General features: G+C 62.2%; 3 protein-coding genes (1 of these 3 running past the window's edge). All 3 read right to left on the minus strand.

Annotated features, from left to right (window positions below; genetic code table 11):
- Tightly spaced (each overlapping or abutting the next), the 3 genes in view from MEB48_RS05975 to MEB48_RS05985 form a layout consistent with a single transcriptional unit that may run on beyond the window.
- Positions 1-3,231, minus strand: a complete 3,231-nt coding sequence (locus MEB48_RS05975) for a non-ribosomal peptide synthetase (RefSeq protein ID WP_237882773.1) — start codon at positions 3,229-3,231, stop codon at positions 1-3.
- Positions 3,228-16,751: a non-ribosomal peptide synthase/polyketide synthase gene (locus tag MEB48_RS05980; RefSeq protein WP_237882775.1), complete on the minus strand. Its 13,524-nt coding sequence runs from the start codon at positions 16,749-16,751 to the stop codon at positions 3,228-3,230. Before MEB48_RS05980 ends, MEB48_RS05975 begins: the two co-directional genes overlap by 4 nt.
- On the minus strand, positions 16,751-22,469 hold the end of the coding sequence (locus MEB48_RS05985; protein WP_237882777.1) for a non-ribosomal peptide synthase/polyketide synthase. 6,674 nt of this gene lie beyond the right edge of the window; only the last 5,719 of its 12,393 coding nucleotides appear in the window; its start codon lies off the right edge, out of view; it ends in the stop codon at positions 16,751-16,753. Before MEB48_RS05985 ends, MEB48_RS05980 begins: the two co-directional genes overlap by 1 nt.

Genomic DNA, 22,469 nt, shown 5'->3' on the forward strand with positions numbered 1-22,469 from the left:
TCAGCTGTTCTGTGCAGCCTTGGCGTTTTGCAGTTGCCGGGCTTTTTCCGTCAACAAGGCCTTTTCTTCCGGGCTCATGGTGTCCAGGCGCAACCGCGCATGGGCCAGTTTCTCCAGTTGACCGGGGCTGCTCTCCCGCGATCGCAACGCCAATGCCAGGCCGGCCACGGTCGGATGATCAAACACCACACCGGGATGGATTTCGCACTGCAACAACTTGCGAATACCGGCCACCAGTTTGATCACCAACAACGAATGACCACCGGCGGCGAAGAAATCCCGATCAATGCCCAGGCGCTCAACGCCCAGCAATTGCGCCATGCGTACCGCGAGCAATTGTTCGAGCGCATCGCGTGGCGCCAGGCCCCCATCGTCAACCAGGCTTGCGCTGAGTTGCTGCAACGCCTTGCGGTCGATCTTGCCGTTGGCCAGCCGTGGAAAACGCTCGATGAACTGCACGTGCTGCGGCAGCATCACGGCGGGCAGACGATGGGCCATTTCGCTGCGAACGGCTTCAAGCAAGGCCGACGAAGGTGGCTGATGCGGCACGACGAATGCCTGCATCCCCCGCTCAGCCGAAGACCCTGGCAACACCAGCACTTCAGCGACCTGAGGCAGGCTCAGCAATTGGGCCTCGATCTCTGCCAGTTCGATACGGAACCCACGCACCTTGATTTGCTGATCGCGCCGACCGTGTAGCTGAATCGCCAGATCCGGGCGATAGCGCGCCAGATCTCCGGTGCGATACAGGCGCTCCTGCGGATTGAACGGGTGCTGAATGAACACCTGCGCATCGGCCTCGGCATTGAGGTAACCACGGCATAATTGCGCGCCGCCCAGGTACAGTTCGCCCAGCATCCCGACCGGCGCCAGTTGCAGATGGTCGTCAAGGACATACACCTGATTGTTATCCAGCACCTGACTGAGGGCGGCAATCTCGTGAGTTCCACCGTCCAGCACCAGCGGATGGACCAACACCCCAACCGTCGCCTCCGTCGGGCCATAGTGATTGAACACCCGGCAATCGCTGCGTAACCGAGCGATGCGCTCAAGCAGCGCAGGGGCGATCGGTTCGCCGCCGAGAATCAGCGTAGAGGGCAGTTGCGAGCTGTCGCTGTCGAGCAGTGCGGCGAGGTGCGACGGGACGATCTTCAGACAATCGATCGCCTCCTGTTTCAGGTAGTCAGCGAACAACCGGCCGTCCTGCATCTGTTCGTCACTGGCCACATGCAGCGTCGCACCGTTGAACAAGGCGCCAAACAGCGCGGTGTTACCCAGGTCCGCCGCTACGGTGGAGGTGAAGCCAATGTGTTTGCATTGATCAAGCCCCAGGGCCTGACTGGCATGAGCCGTGTAATTGAGCAATTGTCGATGCTCGATCACCACACCTTTGGGCACGCCGGTGGAGCCTGAAGTGAACAGCACATAGGCCGCATCGCTGCCCTGTGTATCGGGTTCGATGGCCGGTGCCGACAGGTCCGCCGATTGGCGCAATTGATTCAGGGTGCAGATGCTCAGCGAATGACCGTGCCACTGATCGATTTGCGCGGCATCCACCAGCAGCAAATCGGCCCCGGCCTGTTCCAGCATCAACACCTGACGCGCCATTGGCCATTGCGGGTCCAGCGGCAGATAAGCCGCCCCGACCCGCCAGGCCGCCAGCATTGTCACCACCAGATCGGCTGAGCGCGGCAATGCCAACGCGACAATCGAACCACGGGCCAGGCCCCGGGCTTTCAAGGCCCTGGCCAACACGTCGACGTTCGCCTGCAATTGCCCGTAGCTCAAGTGTTGTTGCGCGTCGGTCAGCGCGACGGTGTCCGGTGTGGCATGAGCCCGATCAGCAATGCGCTGCGGCAGGTATCGGCCATCCACCAGCGGCCGGAGTGGCGGGTTGATTGCCAGCAAACGCTGTTGCTCGGCGGGGCCGAGCAATGCCAGCTGACCCGGCTCGGCCTGAGGATTGGCCACGATGCTCGCCAGCAATACGCTGAACTGCGCCATCAGACCTTCGACTGCTTGAGTCGAATAACGCTGCGTCGCGTAATGAAGATGCAGGCGGCCCGATTCGCCCGATTCGAGCTGTAGCAGCAATTCAAATTGAGCGTCCCGAGCGATGGGGCGCTGGACGGGCGTCCACTGCAGCGTGCTCGAAGTCTGAGGCAGTGGCGCGTGCCAGAGTGCGAAACCATAGGCCGGTCTGGCTGCTGCGGGTTCGAGTTCTGGCGACCAATATTCCTGCCAGGTGCGATGCTCATTCAGGTGCGCCGCCAGTTCACTGACCCAGGCGTTGAACGAAGTACTCGCCGCCAGCGACACATGCAACGGCAGGGTTCTCTCGAAAACGCCCACGGCGTCGGCGAAATACTCGTAGTCGTCGCGACTGTCGTGCCGCACCCCGACCAGCATCTGTTCGCTTCCGCCAAGGCGCCCCAGCAGCAGCCACCAGGCCGCTTGCATCACCACGCTCAAGGGTTGCGCCAGCGAGTCGGCCAACTGTTGCAGCGCATTGTGCAGCGAGGGCTCAAGCGTGTTCGTCAATCGCGCTGTCGCGGAAGAAGTCTGGGCGGTTGCAGCCCGATAGCCCAGCCATGGAGTGGACAGGTCGACATCCGCGCCTTGCAGGTGCTGCTGCCAGTAAGTCCGGGCAGTTGCCGCATCCTCGTCGAGCACCACTTCACTGCGCCATTCCAGGTACCGGGTGAACTCCCCGGTCTCGTCATCAGCCTCGGTCAGCCCCTGCTCATACGCCCGCAACAGTTGCTGATAAATCAGCCGCAAGCCACTTCCATCGACGCAATGCCGGGCAATGCCCAGCACCAGTTGCCAGTGATTGTCCGCCAGGCGATACAGCACTGCCTGAACGTTTTCCGACTCACCGACGACAAACGAGCGTGCCGCCCATTCGGCGACTTGAGCCTGGATGCCGGCCGCCGTTTCCAGGCGTGTCTGCACCGTCAACGGGAAGTGCTCGGCGCCTCCGGCGAACTGGCGCAGGCCATGGAAGCCCGGCGCCTTGGCCAAACGCGGGATCAGCATGGGTTGCTGCGCCAACAGCGCATCCAGCGCCGTTTGCAGACGCTGCGGGTCAAGCGCACCGGCAATGCCCACTTCCAGCCAATGCAGCGCATCACCGCAGACCGGAGACTTGGGCAGCTTCTCCAGCACCCCTTGCTGCTCGGGGGTCAAGGCGAAACCCAGGTCCTGCGCGTCCATCGATACCTCGTTCATGCTCCGGTTTCCTCAGTGTTCATTGCGCCTTGGGCGGTCTGTGCGCTTTCAAGGGCGCTGCGGTCGAACATGTCCCCCATGGCCACGACGATCTTGCGCGGGCCTTCGAACGGGTCACGGGCGTGAGCCACGAGCATGTTGTCCAGCAGGATTGCATCGCCTTTTTGCCAATCGAAACGCACCGCACATTCCTCGTACAACTCACCGATGCGCTGCATCACCTCGTCTTCGATCGGCGTGCCATCGCCGTAATAGACATGACGCGGCATGCGTTCCAGGCTGAACATCGACAGCAGGTCTTCACGCACATCCGGCTCCAGCCAATAGATGTGGTGCAGCTGCACCTGATTGAAGAACGACTTCTCGCCGGTGACCGGGTGACGGATGATCGCCGGCCCCGGCGTACGGGTTTGCAACTCATCGTTATCGAGCCAGCGCCATTCGATACCACCGGCCCGGCAGCGGGCCTCGACCTCGGCGCGATCTTCGGTCTTGAAGAAATGCTGCCAAGACACATCGAGTTTGTCGGTGAACGTGCGCACGTAGAGCAAGCCCTTGTCTTCGAACTTTTCACGCAGGTCCGCCGGCAGTTTTTCGTACATCAACCGGCAATCGACCACCGGTGTCGCACCGCCCACGGGCGCCGCCTGCTCGCAATAGAACATCTGCTTGCGCGGCCAGCGGTCCTGATGAGAACTCTCGTTGTGGAACAGGATCATCTTGCGTTCCGGGTACGGCGTGGAGCGGTAGGTGTTCTTGCCACCCTCCTTCTTCGGCAGGTCGCCATACTGGCCATAGAGCCCCGGCTGGATCGCTTCGGCAAAGGCTTCAAAGCCCTGAATGCCGTCCAGCTCGAAGCCGCGGAACAGAATGCCGGCGTGCTCGGCCAGTTTCTGTTCGATCAATGGCCGGTTGTGGTTGATCCACTCGATCAGGTCCAGCTGCGGCTCGTTCGGCTCCAGCAGCAACGGAAACCGCTGCGGCGCGGCCAGCAGGGATTCACGCACCGGCAAAGGCCGGACCTTGGCGACCGGGGCCTGGGAACGCTTGAGGAATTTGCCGAGCTTGTCGGCCTTGGGTCCCGGAACAGCGGCGGGCATGGCGGCCACCGCGCAGTTGTCGACTGGCATGCTGATAGCTCCCAATTGAATGTCCTGATCAGCGACGATCTGTTCCAACAGGGCTATCCAGGCCTTGACCAGGTACTGAATGCGCTCGTGTCCGAACAAGGTTGTGGCGAATTGCCAAGTACCCAGCAATTGCCCTTCTTCATCGTCAACGAACAACGCCATGTCGAATTTAGAATGGGTCTCGAGCGCCGGCAGCGCTTCCACGCTCAAACCGCCCATGGCCTGCACGCGTCCCGGCAGGTTGTTCATCACGAACAACACCTGCACCAACGGGTTCATGCCCTTGTGTCGCGGCACGCCCGAGGCGTCGACGATCATGTCGAACGGCAGGTCCTGATGTTCCAGGGCGCTGAGCAGGGTTTCCTGGGTCTGCGCAAGGAAGTTGGAGAACGCGGCGCCGGCCTCGAACCGCGAACGTAGCGGCAGAACGTTGACGAAGAAACCGATCAGCCGCTCAAGCTCCGGCTGCTCGCGTCCGGCGACATCAGCGCCGACCAGCACATCGGCGCCGCCACTGACCTGGTGCAGCAGCACCTGGAACGATGCCAGCAGCGTGCTGTACAACGTGACGCCCGCGTCCATGGACAGCTTGCGCAGTGCGCCCGTCAAACCGCTGGTGAGCCGGAACTGCACCGCGTCGCCCGCAAAGGACGGCATCAGGCCGCGCGGGTTATCCAGTGGCAGCGTCAATTGCCCGCTGTAACCGGCGAGTCGGTCTTTCCAGTATTCGGCCTGTTGCCCCAGAACTCCTTGCTGCTCGAGCGCCTGTTGCCACAGTGCGAAGTCGGAATATTGCACCTCCAGCGCCGGCAGTGGCGTCAGGTCGCCGTCCTGGGCACGGTCGTAGCTGTCGTAAATTTGCACCAATTCATTAATCAAAACCCCCATCGACCAACCGTCGGAAATGATGTGGTGCATGGCGTACAACATCACATGTTCGGTCGGTCCCAGGTGCAGAATGCGTCCACGCAACAGCGGCGCCTGTTCCAGGTCGATCGGTGTGCGTGCGTTCTCCAGCACCGCTTGCGCTACCTGTTCTTCCTGAGCACTGCGCGACAGACCGGACAAGTCGATCAGCGGGAAATCCAGCTCGACCTGTTCGGCGACCAGCGCAATCGGGTCGCCCTCGTCATCTTGCGTATAAGCAGTGCGCAATACTTCGTGGCGGCGCATCACTTCGGCGAAGCTACTCAACAGTCGCTCGACCGACAGGTCACCGCGCAAACGCAGGGCCATCGGCATGCCATAGGCGGAGCCGCCGCCGGACAATTGTTCGGCGATCCACAAGCGGCGTTGCACCAGCGACAACGGAGCGCTGTGCTTGACGCCATAGGCCTTGAGCGCCACGGCACCAGCGCCTGCACCCATCGTTGGCGCGCCCAGTTGCTGGCGCATCCAGGCCGCCAGGTTCTTGAGCCGCGGATGGTTGAACAGGTCACGCAGGCTCAGCGGCTGTGCCGTGAGTTTGCGCAGGCGCGAAACCGCCTGAGTCGCCAGCAGGGAGTGCCCGCCCAACTCGAAGAAATGAGCCTCGCGACCGACCCGGTCGAGTTCCAGCACGTTCTGCCAGACCGTCGCAATCTGTTCTTCGAGTTCGCCGACCGGGGCGACAAAGTCCCGAGACGAAGCGCTGGCATCAATGCTCGGCAATGCCTTGCGATCGATCTTGCCGTTGGGTGTCAGTGGCAGGCTTTCGAGGAACAGCACATGCGCCGGCACCATGTAATCCGGCAGACTTTCCTTAAGTCGTGCTTTGAGTTCTTCGCGCAGTACGGCCTGTGTCGCGGCATCGCCAAGCGCCAGCGCCGGGTCATCAAACACCACATAGGCGACCAACTGCTGGCCCAACGCGCCCGGATGCGCCACGACCAGCGTCTGGAGCACGTTCGGCGCCTGAAGCAGGCGCGCTTCGATTTCACCCAGCTCGATACGGAACCCACGCACTTTCACTTGATGGTCGATACGCCCGACGTATTGCAAGGTGCCGTCGGCCTGATAACGGGTCAGGTCACCGGTGCGGTACAGGCGTTCGCCGTTGCTGGCAAACGGGTTCGGTACGAACTTCTCGGCGGTCATCGCCGGCCGCCCCAGATAACCGCGCGTAATGCCCGCACCGGCCAGGTACAACTCGGCGGATGCACCCAGCGGCGCCGGTTGCAGATCCGCGCCCAACAGGTAGCTGGCGGTGCCGTTGAGCGGCCGACCAATGTTCGCCATGCCGCCGGCTTCGCGGCGACTCCAGGTGGAGTAAGTGGTGTCTTCCGACGGGCCATACAGGTCGTAGACCTGTTCGATGTTCGCCTGTTGGTACAGCGTCTCCACGAGGCTCTGCTTCAATGGCTCACCGGCCAGGTTGATGATCCGCACGCCCGATGGAATCTGCCCGGCATCCTGCAAGGCGGCAATGGCCGACGGTACCGTGTTGATCAGCCGCACTTGCTCCCGCGCCGGCAAGTGCGGCAGTTCCAGCGCATTGCGGGCGATGATCAGCGAGCCGCCATTGGCCAGGGTGACAAACAGTTCCCACACCGACAGGTCGAAACACACCGACGTCGAAGCTAATACCCCTTGAATGTCGTCGCGGCTGTACACCGACTGCGACCAGTCCATCAGTGCCAATACATTGCGGTGGGTAATGGCTACGCCTTTGGGCTTGCCGGTGGAACCGGAGGTGTAGATCACGTAGGCCAGGTTGTCCGGGGTCACCGTCGTCACCGGCGCGTGGTGCGGATAAGCCGCCAGTGCCGCGTCGAGCTGATCGAGCAGCAGCACCTGGGTGTCGGCGCCTGTGGCCAGCGTCGTCGCCACCGCTTGTTCGGTCAGCAGCACCAGGGCACGGCTGTCCTCCAGCATGTAGGCCACGCGATCGGCCGGATAATCCGGGTCCAGCGGCACATAGGCGCCACCGGCCTTGAGCACTGCGAGCAATGCCACCAGCAAGTGGTCGGAACGCTGCATCGCCACGCCAACGCGGACTTCCGGGCCGACACCGCACTCGATCAGCTTGTGCGCCAGACAATTGGCTCGCGCATCGATGTCAGCGTAAGTCAGCTGCCGGTTGCCGAAGGTCACGGCCAGCGCTTGCGGCTGGAGGGCGACCTGACGGTCGATCATTTGATGAATGCACAGATCCTCGACGCCACTGGCTTCAGTGCGATTCCAGTCGCGCAGTACACGTTGCTGTTCGGCTTCGTCCAGCAACTCCAACTCACCGAGACAACGCTCGGCGCTGGCGCTCATGTGGATCAATAGGTGCTGCAACTGCGCGGCCAGTGTCGCCACGGTGGCCGCGGCAAAACGGCTGTGCTGATAGCTGAAATGCACCGTCAACCGGCTGTCCAGGCTCACCGCCAGCGTCAACGGGTAATTGGTTTGTTCATGCCTGGCCACCTCGCCGAAACGCAGGTCTTGCGGCGCGCCTTTCTCCAGCGCCTGGGAAATCGGGTAGTTCTCGAACACCAGAATGTTGTCGAACAGGGCTTCACCGCCCTGCCCGGCCCAGCGCTGAATGTCGAACAGCGGCGAATGTTCCTGCTCACGCAGCAACAGATTCTGTGCCTGCACCTGCTGCAACCACTGCGCCAACGGTTGTTCGGCACGGGGGCTGGCGATGACCGGCAAGGTGTTGATGAACAGACCGATCTGCTGTTCGACCCCACTCAGCTGCGCCGGACGACCAGAAACCGTGGCGCCGAAACTGACAGTGTCTTGCCCGGTGTAGCGTTGCAACAACAGCAGCCAGGCGGCCTGAATCAGCGTGTTGACGGTGACTTTCTGCCCCCGGGCAAAGGTGTTGAGGTGATCGGTGACAGCGGCGTCCAGGGTCAGGAAATGCTCGCCCTGGGTATCGATGGCAGCGTCGTCGCCCCGGTAAACGAGCGCGTCGGCCAGACGGGTCGGCGCGTCGACGTTCGCCAGTTGGCCTTTCCAGAAGTGCTCGGCGACCTGCGTGTCCTGTTGCGCCAACCACTGGATGTAATCCCGATAACGACCCGCCGCGATCGCCGGTACCTGGCCGCTGTAGCGTTGCAGCACTTCGCCCAGCAGCTGCGAGTTGCTCCAGCCATCCATCAGAATGTGGTGGCTGGTGTAAATCAGCTGAAAGCGTTCGGCGGCGACTTGTACCACCATCAGGCGCAGCAAGGGCGCCTCGTGCAGGTCGAAACCCTGTTGCCGTTGTGCATTGGCCAGCGCTTCGAGCGCCTGTGGCAGATCGTTTTGCCCACGCCAATCATGGAAGGTGAACGGTACCGGCAAGCGCTTGTGGATCACTTGCTGTGGTCGCTGCAATTCGCCGTCCCAGACAAAACTGCTGCGCAGCACATCGTGGGCATCCAGTGCCGCCTGCCAGGCCTCGCGGAAACGCTCGACCTGCAAACCTTCTACGTCCACGCACAGCTGATTGATGTAATCGCCGGCCTGCTGCTCGTAGAGGGTGTGGAACAGCATGCCTTGCTGCATCGGTGACAACGGGTAAATGTCTTCGACCTGGCGTGGCGTCACGGGCAACGCATCGAGCTGGCGTTGCGTCAACCCGGCCAGTGGGAAGTCCGACGGTGTCAGCCCCTGATGCCGAGCCTGACAGCAGTGCTCGATCAAGATCCCCAATTCCCGGGCATAAGCCTCCGCCAACTGCGCGATGGTCGACTGATCGAACATCTGTCCGCTGAACGTCCAGCCGATACTCAGTTCGCCGCCATACACCCGACCATTGAGGGTCAGCCAATTGTCCAGAGGCACCAACGGACTTTGCTCGGCACCCGCCGATTCACTGGCCGGAGTGAACAATGCAGCTGCCTCGTCGCCGAACCCGGCATCGAACTGGCCCAGGTAGTTGAAGGTAATGCGCGGCACGGGCAAGGCTTGCAGCGCCTGCCGGGTACTGTCGTTACCCAGATAGCGCAGCGCGCCAAAACCCAGGCCTTTATCGGGGATCGCCCGCAGTTGCTCTTTGATCGCCTTGATCGAATCCTGCGGCGTGGACGCCGGTGTCAACTTGACCGGAAACAGACTGGTGAACCAGCCTACGCTGCGGCTCAAGTCGAACTCTTCGAACAACTCCTCGCGGCCGTGGCCCTCGAGCTGGATCAGGGTCGATGCGTCGCCCGTCCACTCAGTGATCACCCGCGCCAGGGCCGTCAATAACAGGTCGTTGACTTGCGTGCGATAAGCCGTCGGCGCCTCCTGCAACAGTTGGCGGGTCTGCTCCTGGTCCAGACGGGTCTGCGCGTGCAAGGCGTGACGGTTGTGCAACTCGCCCTGCGGTCGATCGCAGGGCAAGTCATTGCGCGAATCCTGTAATTGCCCTTGCCAGAACGTCAGCTGAGCCTGCATCGCGGCGCTGTCGGCATGCTGTTGCAAGCGTCGCGCCCAGGCCTGGGTGGCGCTGGTCTTGGCCTGCAATTTGAGCGTCGCGCCAGCCTGCAACTGCTCGTAGGCCTGTTGCAGGTCTTCGAACAGAATGCGCCAGGACACGCCGTCGACGACCAGGTGATGGATTACCAGCAACAGACGCTGACTGCCATCGGCCATGTTCGCCAGCACGGCGCGCAGCAGATTACCGCTTGCCAGTTCGAGGCTGCGCTGGGCCTGCTCGCCCAACTGCTCGAGCGCCGGCGCATCCGCAATCTCGGCAGTCCAGAGCAGCGGCGACTGTTGCCAGAGCGCCTGTTGCTCGGCCAGGGAGCGATGCTGCGCAGTCCAGCGGTCGCCCTGACGGGTGAAGGCCAGACGCAACGCGTCGTGATGCGCGACCAGTACCTGCAACGCGCGCTCCAGGTGTTGGGCGTGCAAAGGTTTGGCGGACTTGAGCAGCACCGACTGGTTCCAGTGGTGCGGCTCGGCCATCTCACGCTCAAAGAACAACTGCTGGAATGGCAGCAATGGCGTGTCGCCGGTCACCGGGCCCTGGTCGATGCTCAACCCGCTGTTGCCGATGGTCGCCACCGCTGCGAGGCTTTGTACGTTCTGGTGCAGGAACAGGTCTTTGGGGCTGAAATGAATCCCTGCCTGACGCGCTCGGCTGACCACCTGAATCGAGATAATCGAATCGCCGCCCAGTTCGAAAAAGTTGTCGCTGATACCCACCTGCGGCCGACCCAGTACGCTTTGCCAGATCTGCACCAGTGCCTGTTCGGTGGCGCTGGTCGGGCCGGTGTACGCCTTGCTGCTGGCCGTCGTGTCGGCTTTTGGCAACGCCTTGCGTTCCAGTTTGCCGTTGGGGCTGACCGGCATTTTTTCCAGCCACAGCCAGTGCTGCGGGACCATGTAGTCCGGCAATGTCTGGCTCAAGTGTTCCTTGAGGTGGCGCTGCAAGGCGTTGCGCACATCATCGTCGGCGTGCAGCAGTACGTCGCGGGCCGGCACCACATACGCGACCAACAGCGTGCCGTCCTGGGCGGTCACCACGGTTTCACGGACTTCGTCGTGTTCGGCCAAACGCGCTTCGATCTCACCCAACTCGATGCGCAGGCCACGGATTTTCACCTGATGGTCCATGCGCCCGGCGTATTCGATCACCCCGTCGGCACGATAACGCGCCAGGTCACCGGTGCGGTACAGACGCTGGCCGTCACCGAAGACACTGGTGACAAAGCGCTCGGCGGTCAGCGCAGCACGACGGTGATAACCACGGGCCAGGCCTTCGCCGCCCAGGTACAACTCGCCGATCACGCCCACCGCTACCGGCGACAACTCGTGATCGAGAATGTAAGTGCCCAGGTTGGCGATCGGTTGGCCGATCGGCACGCTGTCGCGACCTTCCTCGATGCACGTCCAGTGCGTGACGTCGATGGCCGCCTCGGTCGGGCCGTAGAGGTTGTACAGCCCGGCGTTGGGCAGCTTGGCAAACACTTGCTGCTGCGCATCCACTTGCAGGGCTTCGCCACTGCACACCATGCGGGTCAGGCTGGTGCACTCGCCCACCGAAGGATCCTGCAGGAAGGCCTGCAACATCGACGGCACGAAGTGCAGCGTGGTGATGCGTTGCGCGGTGATCAGCCCGATCAACTGCGCCGGATCACGATGAATACCCGGCGCGGCCACTACCAATGTCGAGCCGGTCAACAGCGGCCAAAAGAATTCCCAGACGGAGACGTCGAAACTGAACGGGGTCTTTTGCAGCACGCTGTCCGTGGCGTCGAGTCGATAGGCCTGTTGCATCCAGCACAGGCGATTGACCAGCGCCGCATGACGGTTGCCCGCCCCTTTCGGTTTGCCGGTGGAGCCCGAGGTGTAGATCACGTAAGCGAGGTTTTCACCGTCAAGGTCGACGTCTGGGTTGGCGTCGCTGCGCCCTTCCAGCCAGTCGCCGTCCTGGTCCAGCACCAGGCTGCGAATACCGGCCGGGATCGGCAATTGCTCAAGCAAGTGGCTCTGGGTCAGCAACAGCTGAATGCCGCTGTCTTCAAACATGTAGGCCAGACGTTCCTGGGGGTATTCCGGGTCCAGCGGCAAATAGGCACCGCCCGCCTTGAGAATCGCCAACAGGCCCACGACCATTTCCACGGACCGCTCGACCGCGATGCCCACCAACACATCCGGGCCGACGCCCTGTTCGATCAGCACGTGAGCCAGTTGGTTGGCTCGGCCATTGAGTTCGGCGTAGCTCAAGCGTTGTTCGGCAAACACCAGCGCACAGGCATCCGGGGTTTGACCGACCTGTTCTTCGATCAGGTCATGCACGCTGCGGTGCAACGGGTAGTCGACAGCGGTGGCGTTCCAGTCGACGACCGTCAGTTGCCGCTCCTGGTCATCGAGCAATGCCAATTGCCCGACCGGCCGGTTGATATCCTCGACCAGCCCCCGCAACAGATTCAGCCAGTGCCGGCCCATGCGCTCGATGGTCGATGGCTCGAACACATCGGTGGCGTAGGTCAGCGAGGCGTGCAGGCCTTGCGGGTTATCACTGGTGTCCAGGGTCAGGTCGAACTGCGCGGTACGGTGTTCCCAACTGAGATTTTCCAGATCGATGCCCGGCAACGATTCGGCCAGCGTTGACGCCGCTTCACTGCGGTGGTTGAACATCGCCTGGAACAGCGGGCTGTGACTCAGGTTACGTTGCGGTTGCAAGGCATCGACCAGTTGCTCGAACGGCAAGTCCTGATGCATCTGCGCCGCCATGGCCGTCTGCTTCACCTGTTGCAGCAATTGAGCGCCCGTCATCTGACCGTCGAACTCGGCACGCAGCACCTGAGTGTTGACGAAGAAACCGATCAGACGCTCGGTTTCCAGGCGGTTGCGGTTGGCAATCGGCACCCCGACGCGGATATCGGCCTGACCACTGTAGCGATGCAGCAAGGTCTGGAACGAGCCGAGCAACAGCATGAACAGCGTGACGTTTTCACGCCGGGCCAAGGCCTTCAGGGCATTGCTCAGGGATTCGTCGAGAGCGATCGGCAAACGCGCCCCACGGAAACTTTGCTGCGCCGGACGCGGATGATCCAGTGGCAGCTCCAGCAGCGGTTGCTCGCTGCCCAGCTTTTCGGTCCAGTAGGCCAATTGCCGATCCCGTTCGCCGGCAGCCATCCATTGACGCTGCCAGACGGCGTAGTCGGCGTACTGTACTGGCAGCGCCGGCAGTTCCGCCGGCCGGCCCTGGCTGATCGCCGAATACAGGCCCATCAGATCATCGATCATCACCTGCAACGACCAGGCGTCAGAGACGATGTGGTGCAGGGTCAGCACCAGCACGTGATCCTGCTCGCCGACCTGCAGCAGGAGGAAACGCACCAATGAACCGTCGAGCACATCGAACGGGCGTTGCGTCTCCTGTTCGACGAAGGCCTTGATGCTCGCCTCATCGCTGGCGGCCAGACGCTGTTCGACAAAGCTCACGCGCCCTTGCGGGCGAATCACTTGCCAGGTCCGGCCGTCTTCCTCGATGAACGCCGTGCGCAGGCTTTCGTGGCGCTCCACCAGTGCCTGGAAGCTCAGCTGCAGCGCGTTTTTGTCCAGCTCGCCGCGCATTCGCAGCGCGGTCGGAATGTTGTAGGCGGCGCTGTCGGGGTCCATTTTCCACAGGAACCATTGACGCTCCTGGGCAAAGGACAATGCCAGCGGTTGATCACGGTCGACCCTGGTCATCGCCGGTGGCTGTTCGTCTTGTTCAGCGCCCAGTGCCTGGACGAAATCCTGCAAGGTGCTGTGTTCGAACAGACTGCGCAACGGCACCTGAATGTCCAGCACCCGACGTACTCGTGACACCACTTGGGTGACCAGCAGGGAGTGCCCGCCCAGCTCGAAGAAGTTGTCGGTCAGGCCCACGCGGTCCAGCTTCAGCACGTCCTGCCAGATCGCGGCGATTTGCTGTTGCCGTTCGCTCTGCGGGGCGAGATAACGCCCCTGCAACTGGCTGGTCTCCACCGTCGGCAACGCCTTGCGGTCGAGCTTGCCATTGGGCGTCAGTGGCAGGCTGGCGAGGAATAGCATGTGCACCGGGACCATGAATTCCGGCAGACATTCCTTGAGCCGCGCCTTGAGTTCATCGCGCAGGCGCAGTTGATCGTCGGCGGCATCGAGGTTCAGTTGCGGTGCAACGACGTAGGCCACCAGTTGCTGGCTGCCCAGGGCTTCCTGCGCCAGCACCGCGACTTCGCGGACTGCCGGTTGCTCCAGCAAACGCGCTTCGATTTCACCCAGTTCGATGCGGAAACCGCGGATCTTCACTTGATGGTCGATGCGCCCGATGTATTCGAGCACGCCGTCGTGACGATGGCGCGCCAGGTCACCGGTGCGATACAGCCGCGCACCGTTGCCGAACGGGTCGGGCAGGAAACGCTCGGCCGTCATCGCCGCCCGGTCGTGATAACCCCGGGCCAGGCCGTCGCCACCAATCAGCAGTTCGCCAATGGAGCCCGCCGGGTTCGGCGCCAGATCATCGCCCAAGATGTACAGCGTGGTGTTGGCAATCGGTTTGCCGAGGTACGGCTGGCGCTGCTCGCGGGTCAGCTGCCAGGCCGCCGACCAGATGGTGGTTTCGGTCGGGCCATAAAGGTTCCAGACCTGTCCCGCCAGACCCAGCATGCGCTGGGCCAGATCATCGGCCAGCGCTTCGCCGCCGCAGAGGAATTTACAGCCCTGAAGGATGGGCGCCTGTTCGTGGTCGAGCAACATGCGCCAGGTCGACGGCGTGGCTTGCACCACCGTGACTGCCTGTTGCCGGATCATCTCCAGCAGCGCTTGCGGGTCCTGGGCGGTCTGCTTGTCCACCAGCACCACACGGGCACCGCTGAGCAGCGGCCCGTAAATTTCCAGGCCGAAAATATCGAACGAAAACGTGGTCAGTGACAGCATGCGGTCCTGGGCATCGATGCCCGGTTCCTTGACCATGCTCACCACGAAATTCACCAGCGCCTGATGGCGCACCATCACCCCTTTGGGTTTGCCGGTGGAACCGGAGGTGTAGATCGCATATGCCAGGTTTTCAGCGCTGATCGATACCTGCGGATCGGCTTCGCTGTAACCGCGAGCATGCTCGCCCTGGTCGAGCAACAGGGTCTGCACACCGGCCGGAATCGGCAACTGCCCGAGCAAATGTGCCTGGGTCAGCAGCAGTTGCAGACCGCTGTCTTCGATCATGTGCGCCAGACGATCTTCGGGGTATTGCGGGTCCAGTGGCACGTAGGTACCGCCGGCCTTGAGAATCGCCAACAGACCGATCAGCATTTCCAGGCTGCGGTCGATGGCGATACCGACCAATTGATCCGGGCCGACACCCAGTTCGATCAGTCGATGGGCCAACTGATTGGCCTGGCGATTGAGTTGCGCATAACTCAGAGATTGCCCGGCGAACACCAGTGCCGTGGCTTGCGGGGTGCGCAGAGCCTGGGCTTCGATCAATTGATGGATGCAGCGGTCGGTCGGGTACTCGGCGGCGCTACAGTTCCAGTCGACCAATACCTGCTGTTGTTCGGCCTCGTCGAGCAGGGCCAGTTCGCCCACCCGCTGCTGCGGATCGGCAACGATGCTGCCCAGCAGGTTTTGCCAATGCCGAGCCAGACGCTCGATGGTCGCGCCGTCAAACAGGTCGGTGGCGTAGGTCAGCTGTGCGCCGAGGCCTTCGGGGCCGTCAAACGTTTCCAGGGTCAGGTCGAATTGCGCGGTGCGCGATGGCTGATGCAAGTGGCGGATCGTCAACGCTAAATCGCCTGCGCCCTGCCGGCTTTGGGTTGCGCCAGTGCTCTGGTGGTTGTACATGACCTGAAACAGCGGGCTGTAACTCAGGCTGCGTTCTGGCTGCAAGGCCTCGACCAGCTGTTCGAAAGGCAGGTCCTGATGCGCCTGGGCGGCCATCGCGGTGTTCTTGACCTGGGCCAATAACGCGCTGAACGTGGCCTGTGCATCGAATTCGGTCTTGAGCACCTGAGTGTTGACGAAGAAGCCGATCAGCCGCTCGGTCTCGACCCGGTTGCGGTTAGCGGTCGGCACGCCGACGCGAATATCGGCCTGGCCACTGTAGCGATGCAGCAAGGTCTGGAAGGACGCCAGCAACAGCATGAACAACGTGACGTTTTCGCTTTTGGCCAAGGCTCTGAGGCGCTCGCCCAGCGCCGGCGGCAACGCCAGTTCATGACGGGCCCCACGCAGGCTCTGCACCGCCGGACGCGGGTAATCGGTGGGCAATTCCAGCACCGGATGCTCGCTGCCCAAGTGCGCCTGCCAGTAGCCCAGTTGCCGTTCACGCTCGCCGGCTTCCATCCAGTGCCGTTGCCAGATGCCATAGTCGGCGTACTGGATCGACAACTCCGGCAAAGCGAGTTCGTGGCCCTGGCGGTAAGCGCCGTACAGTTGCAACAGCTCGTCGACCATGACCCGCATCGATGCGCCATCCGAGGCGATGTGGTGCTGGGTCAGGGTCAGCACGTGCTCCTGTGCACCAACGCGCAACAGGCTGACGCGCAACAACGGCCCGTTGACCAGATCGAAAGGCTGCCCGGTCTGTTCGGCGACGAACGCTTGAATCTGCGCCTCTGGCGACAGGGCATCGGGGGTTTTATCCAGTTCATGCACGGCGACGGTCAGGCTCATCTGCGGATGAATCACCTGCACCGTCCGCTCATCCTGCTGCTGGAACGTGGTGCGCAGGCTTTGATGCCGCGCAATCAGTGTATTGAAACCGCGCTCGAGCGCCGACACGTCAAGCTCGCCGTGCAACTGCATCGCGCTGGGAATGTTATAGGCGGCGCTGTCGGGGTCCATCTGCCAGAGAAACCACTGGCGCTCCTGAGCAAAGGACAGCGGCACCGGATCGAACTGCGACTGGGTTTCGGGAATCGGCAGGTTCGCCGGCGAAACACCCTCCTCGAGCATCTTCTGCAGATAGACCCTGCGCTTGTCGAGCGGCAAAGTAATGAAGCGCCGGGCGATCTTCAAAGCGACATTGGTATCCATCAAGCTTCCTCCATTTCGTCAAGCAGGGCGTCCAGCTTGCTCAGTTTCAACGTATCGACCTGCTCACCTGCGGTTGCCAGACTGCTGACGAAATCCGAGAGTACGGGGTGTTGAAAAATCAGTTGCGGGGTCAGTTTCAGGCCCAGTTCCAGTTGCAGGCGTGAAACCACATTGACGGCCAACAACGAGTGGCCGCCCAGTTCGAAAAAGTTATCCAGCAAGCCAACCCGCTCGATTTGCAGTACGTGCTGCCAGATCGCCGCGACCTGCTGCTCCCGCTCGCTCTGCGGGGCGAGATAACGCGCCTGCAACTGGCTGGTCTCCACCGTCGGCAACGCCTTGCGGTCGAGCTTGCCATTGGGCGTCAGTGGCAGGCTGGCGAGGAATAGCAGGTGCACCGGGACCATGAACTCCGGCAGGCATTCCTTGAGCCGCGCCTTGAGTTCATCGCGCAAGCGCAGTTGATCGTCGGCGGCATCAAGGTTCAGTTGCGGTGCAACGACGTAGGCCACCAGTTGCTGGCTGCCCAGGGCTTCCTGCGCCAGCACCTCGACTTCGCGGACTGCCGGTTGCTCCAGCAACCGCGCTTCGATTTCACCCAGTTCGATGCGGAAACCGCGGATCTTCACTTGATGGTCGATGCGCCCGATGTATTCGAGCACGCCGTCGTGACGATGGCGCGCCAGGTCACCGGTGCGGTACAGCCTCGCGCCGTTGCCGAACGGGTCGGGCAGGAAGCGCTCCGCCGTCATCGCCGCCCGGTCGTGATAACCCCGGGCCAGGCCGTCGCCACCGATCAGCAGTTCGCCAATCGAGCCCGCCGGGTTCGGCGCCAGATCATCGCCCAAGATGTACAGCGTGGTGTTGGCAATCGGTTTGCCGAGGTACGGCTGACGCTGTTCGCGGGTCAGCTGCCAGGCCGCCGACCAGATGGTGGTTTCAGTCGGGCCATAAAGGTTCCAGACCTGCCCCGCCAGGCCCAGCATGCGCTGGGCCAGATCATCGGCCAGCGCTTCGCCGCCGCAGAGGAATTTACAGCCCTGAAGGATGGAAGCCTGTTCGTGGTCGAGCAACATGCGCCAGGTCGACGGCGTGGCTTGCACCACCGTGACTGCCTGTTGCCGGATCATCTCCAGCAGCGCTTGCGGGTCCTGGGCGGTTTGCTTGTCCACCAGCACCACACGGGCACCGCTGAGCAGCGGCCCGTAAATTTCCAGGCCGAAAATATCGAACGAAAACGTGGTCAATGACAGCATGCGGTCCCGGGCATCGATGCCCGGTTCCTTGACCATGCTCACCACGAAATTCACCAGCGCCTGATGGCGCACCATCACCCCTTTGGGCTTGCCGGTGGAACCGGAGGTGTAGATCGCATACGCCAGGTGTTCAGCGCTGATCGATACCTGCGGATCGGCTTCGCTGTAACCGCGAGCATGCTCGCCTTGCGGGTCGAGCAACAGGGTCTGCACACCAGCCGGAATCGGCAGTTGCCCGAGTAAATGTGCCTGGGTCAGCAGCAGTTGCAGACCGCTGTCTTCGATCATGTGCGCCAGACGGTCTTCAGGGTACTGCGGGTCCAGCGGCACGTAGGCACCGCCGGCCTTGAGAATCGCCAACAGACCGATCAGCATTTCCAGGCTGCGGTCGATGGCGATACCGACCAATTGATCCGGGCCGACGCCCAGCTCGATCAGTCGATGCGCCAGTTGGTTGGCCTGGCGATTGAGTTGGGCATAACTCAGAGATTGCCCGGCGAACACCAGTGCCGTGGCCTCTGGTGTGCGCAGCGCCTGGGCTTCGATCAGTTGATGGATGCAACGGTCGGTCGGGTATTCGGCGGCGCTACGGTTCCAGTCGACCAGCACTTGCCGTTGCTCGGTTTCGTCGAGCAGGGCCAACTCACCGAGACAACGTTCATCGGCGTCGACCATCTGGTTCAACAGGTGCTGCAAATGAGCCGCCAGTTGCGCCACAGTCGCCGACGCAAAACTGCCGCGCTGAAAACTGAAGTGCACCGACAGTTGCGTTTCGAGGCTCACCAGCAGGGTCAACGGATAGTTGGTCTGCTCATGACTTGCCACCGGACCAAAGCGCAGCCCTTGCGGGGCGCCCTGCTCCAGAGCCTGGGCAATCGGGTAGTTCTCGAACACCAGAATGTTGTCGAACAGTGCGTCACCGCCCTGCCCGGCCCAGCGTTGAATATCGAACAGCGCGGTGTGTTCGAACTCGCGCAATGCCAGGTTTTGCGCCTGCACCGCTTGCAACCAGCTGTTGAGCGATTGCTCGGCCCGAGGGCTGGCGATCACTGGCAAGGTGTTGATGAACAGACCGATCTGTTGCTCGACACCCGGCAAGTCCGCCGGACGACCGGCGACCGTCGCGCCGAAGGCCACGGTGTTTTTACCGGTGTAGCGTTGCAGCAGCAGTAACCAGGCCGCCTGCACCAGCGTGTTGACGGTGACTTTCGAGGCCCGGGCAAACTCGCCCAGACGCCGGGTCTGTTCGACATCCAGCACTTGGTAATGATCGCCGTAGCCCAGAACGTTATCAGCCGCCGATGGGCGCGCGACGGTGTGAGCAAGGCGCGTCGGCTCGTCCAGCGCGTGCAGCGCCGGGGTCCAGAACGCTTCACTGGCTGCCATGTCCTGGCGTTGCAGCCAGGCGATGTAATCGCGATAACGCCCGCTGTGAATGGCGTTGAACTGACCGCTGTAACGCTGCAGCACTTCACCGAGCAACTGTGAGTTGCTCCAACCATCCATCAGGATGTGATGGTTGGTGTAGATCAGGTGATGACGGTTGTCGTCGATGCGCGCAATCACCAAACGCAACAAGGTCGACGCGCTCAAGTTCAGGTTTTGGCGCTCAGTGTCGGCGAGCGTCTGCAAGGCTTGATCGCGCTGCGGATGCACGCGCAAATCATGCAGGCTATAAGGCATCTGCGCGTGTTTGCTGACCACTTGTATCGGGTTTTCCAGTTCGCCCTGCCAGACGAATCGCGTACGCAGAATGTCGTGGGCGTCCACGGCCGCTTGCCAGGCCTGATGGAAACGCTCGGGGTCGAGCCCTTCGACGTCCAGGCGTATCTGGTTGATGTAATCGCCGGTGGTCTCTTCGTACACTGCATGGAACAACATGCCCTGTTGCATCGGCGACAATGGATACAGGTCTTCGATCGACTGCGACGCCAGCGGCAAGCCGTCCAGTTGTGCCTGGCTCAAGCGCGCCAGCGGGAAGTCCGACGGGGTGACGCCGTGATTTCCGGTCTGGCAGCAATGGGCGATCAGTGCTTGCAGTTCCAGTGCGTAATCGTCGGCCAGACCCTGGATGGTCGCCTCATTGAACCGTTCGCGACTGAAGGTCCAGCCCAGGTTCAGTTCACCGCCATACACCTGACCGTTGAGGGCCAGTTGGTTAGCCAATGGCGCACGGGCGTCCAGTTCATCACCGGCCGCTTCACTGGACGGTACGAACAATGCGCCGTCGGCTTCGGTGAAGCTGCCGTCGAACTGGCCCAGGTAGTTGAAGGTCAGGCACGGGATCGGCAATTGGCTGAAAGTTTTACGTGCAACGTCGTCACCCAGATGGGCCAGCGCACCAAAACCGATGCCCTTGTTCGGGATCGCTCGCAGCTGTTCCTTGATCTGTTTCAGCGAGCCCCCCAGGTCAGCGACCGGCGTCAGTTTCGCCGGGTACAGACTGGTGAACCAGCCGACCGTGCGGGTCAGGTCAACACCGTCGAACAGCTCTTCACGGCCATGGCCTTCGAGCTGGATCAACGCGCTGTCGGCGCCGGTCCAGCGCACCATGACGCGGGCCAGTGCGGTCAGCAGCAGGTCGTTGACTTGGGTGCGATAGGCCGCCGGGGCGTCTTGCAGCAATTGGCAGGTCAGTTCCTTGTTCAGTTGCGTGCGCACCGTCAGGGCGTGTCGGTTTTGTTGCCCGCCCTGAGGATTATCCGTCGGCAAAGCCACTTCGACGCCTTGCAACTGCTGTTGCCACCAGGCCAGTTCGGCGCGTAGATCAGCACTGCGGGCGTAGGTTTGCAGGTGCTTGGCCCAGACCTTGGCTGCGCTAGTTTTGGCTGGCAATTGCAGGGGTTCGCCGGTCAACAGTTGACGGTAGGCGGTTTGCAGATCGTCAAACAGAATCCGCCATGACACGCCGTCCACCACCAAATGGTGGATCGCCAGCAACAGTCGCTGACTGCCATCATCGAGGTTAGCCAGCACCGCGCGCAGCAGCGGCCCGTGTTGCAGGTTCAGGCTGCGTTGCGCTTCGTTGGCCACCGCTTCCAGTGCCGTGGCGTCGACGACATCGACCGCCCAGACCATCGCCTCGGTCTGGCTGTCCAGCGCGCGGTACTGCGCCCGCCAGCCCTCGGCCTGTTCGGCGAAGCTCAAACGCAAGCCATCGTGGTGCGCAACCAGTGCGCTCAACGCCTGCTCCAGCACATTGGCATTCAGGGTTTGCGTCGGTTTGAGCATCACCGCCTGGTTCCAGTGCTGGCGCTCGGGGATGGCCTGTTCGAAGAACATCTGTTGCACCGGCAACAACGCCAGTTCGCCCGTCACCGGCCCTTGATCAATGATCTGGGACTGCTCACCGAGACGCGCCACCGTGGCCAGCGCCTGAATGGTCTGGTGCTGGAACAGGTCTTTGGGGGTGAAGCGGATACCGGCCTGACGGGCGCGGCTGACCACTTGAATCGAGATGATCGAATCGCCGCCCAGCTCGAAGAAGTTGTCGCTCAAACCGACCTGATCGAGTTTCAGCACGTCCTGCCAGATCGTCGCCAGTTGCTGCTCCAGTGCGCTTTGCGGGGCCACGTAGGCTTGCTGCAACTGACTGACCTCAGGTTTTGGCAGATTCTTGCGGTCGAGTTTGCCGTTGGGGGTCAGCGGCAGGCGCTCAAGCAGCAGCAAATAAGCCGGGACCATGTGCGTCGGCAGCGCGGTTTTAAGTTGTTCGCGCAGGCTTTCGGCGAAATCGGCGCGATCGGCATTGAGCGCATCGGCGACCACATAAGCCACTAGGCGCTTGCCGCTGCCGGCAGTGCCTTCCTGGGCGACCACCACGGCTTCGCGCACACCTTCGAGGTTTTGCAGGTGCGCTTCGATCTCCCCCAACTCGATACGGAAACCGCGAATTTTCACCTGATGGTCGATGCGATCCAGGTAATCGAAAGTGCCGTCGACACGCTGACGCACCAGATCGCCGGTGCGGTACAGCAGGCCACCGACAGCGCTGAACGGATCGGCGACAAACCGTTCCGCCGTCAGCCCGGGACGGTTCAGATAACCCCGGGCCAGGCCGGTGCCGCCCAGGTACAACTCACCGGCCATGCCTTGGGGCAGCAGGTTCAGGTCGGCGTCCAGCACGTAAGCGCTGCGGTCACCGATGCGACTGCCGATCGGCGCATAGGCCGCGCCGCACTGCACATCGCGCCCGGCCTTCCAGATCAGCGGCGTGACCACGGTTTCGGTCGGACCGTAACCGTTGATGATGTAGTCCGGATCGAGCGCACGCTTGACCCGCTCGAAACTGGCGTTGGGCACGGCATCGCCGCCAAAGCAGTAGATCCGCACCTTCGGTGGGTTGCCTTCACGCTCGGCATGTTCGGCCAGTTGTTGCAGATAAACCGGCGGGAACGCCACCACCGTCACGCCGTGTTCACGCATGGCGTTGTAAGTCTGTTCCGGGGTCCAGAGGCTGTCG

Origin of the sequence: Pseudomonas sp. PGPR40, assembly GCF_022014505.1 — a bacterium.
In the GTDB taxonomy this organism is placed as follows: domain Bacteria; phylum Pseudomonadota; class Gammaproteobacteria; order Pseudomonadales; family Pseudomonadaceae; genus Aquipseudomonas.

Bases quoted from the DNA above. Each gene is read 5' to 3' on its own strand.
- MEB48_RS05975 (WP_237882773.1), bottom strand. From the start codon at position 3,231: ATGAACGAGGTATCGATGGACGCGCAGGACCTGGGTTTCGCCTTGACC.
- MEB48_RS05980 (WP_237882775.1), bottom strand. From the start codon at position 16,751: ATGGATACCAATGTCGCTTTGAAGATCGCCCGGCGCTTCATTACTTTG.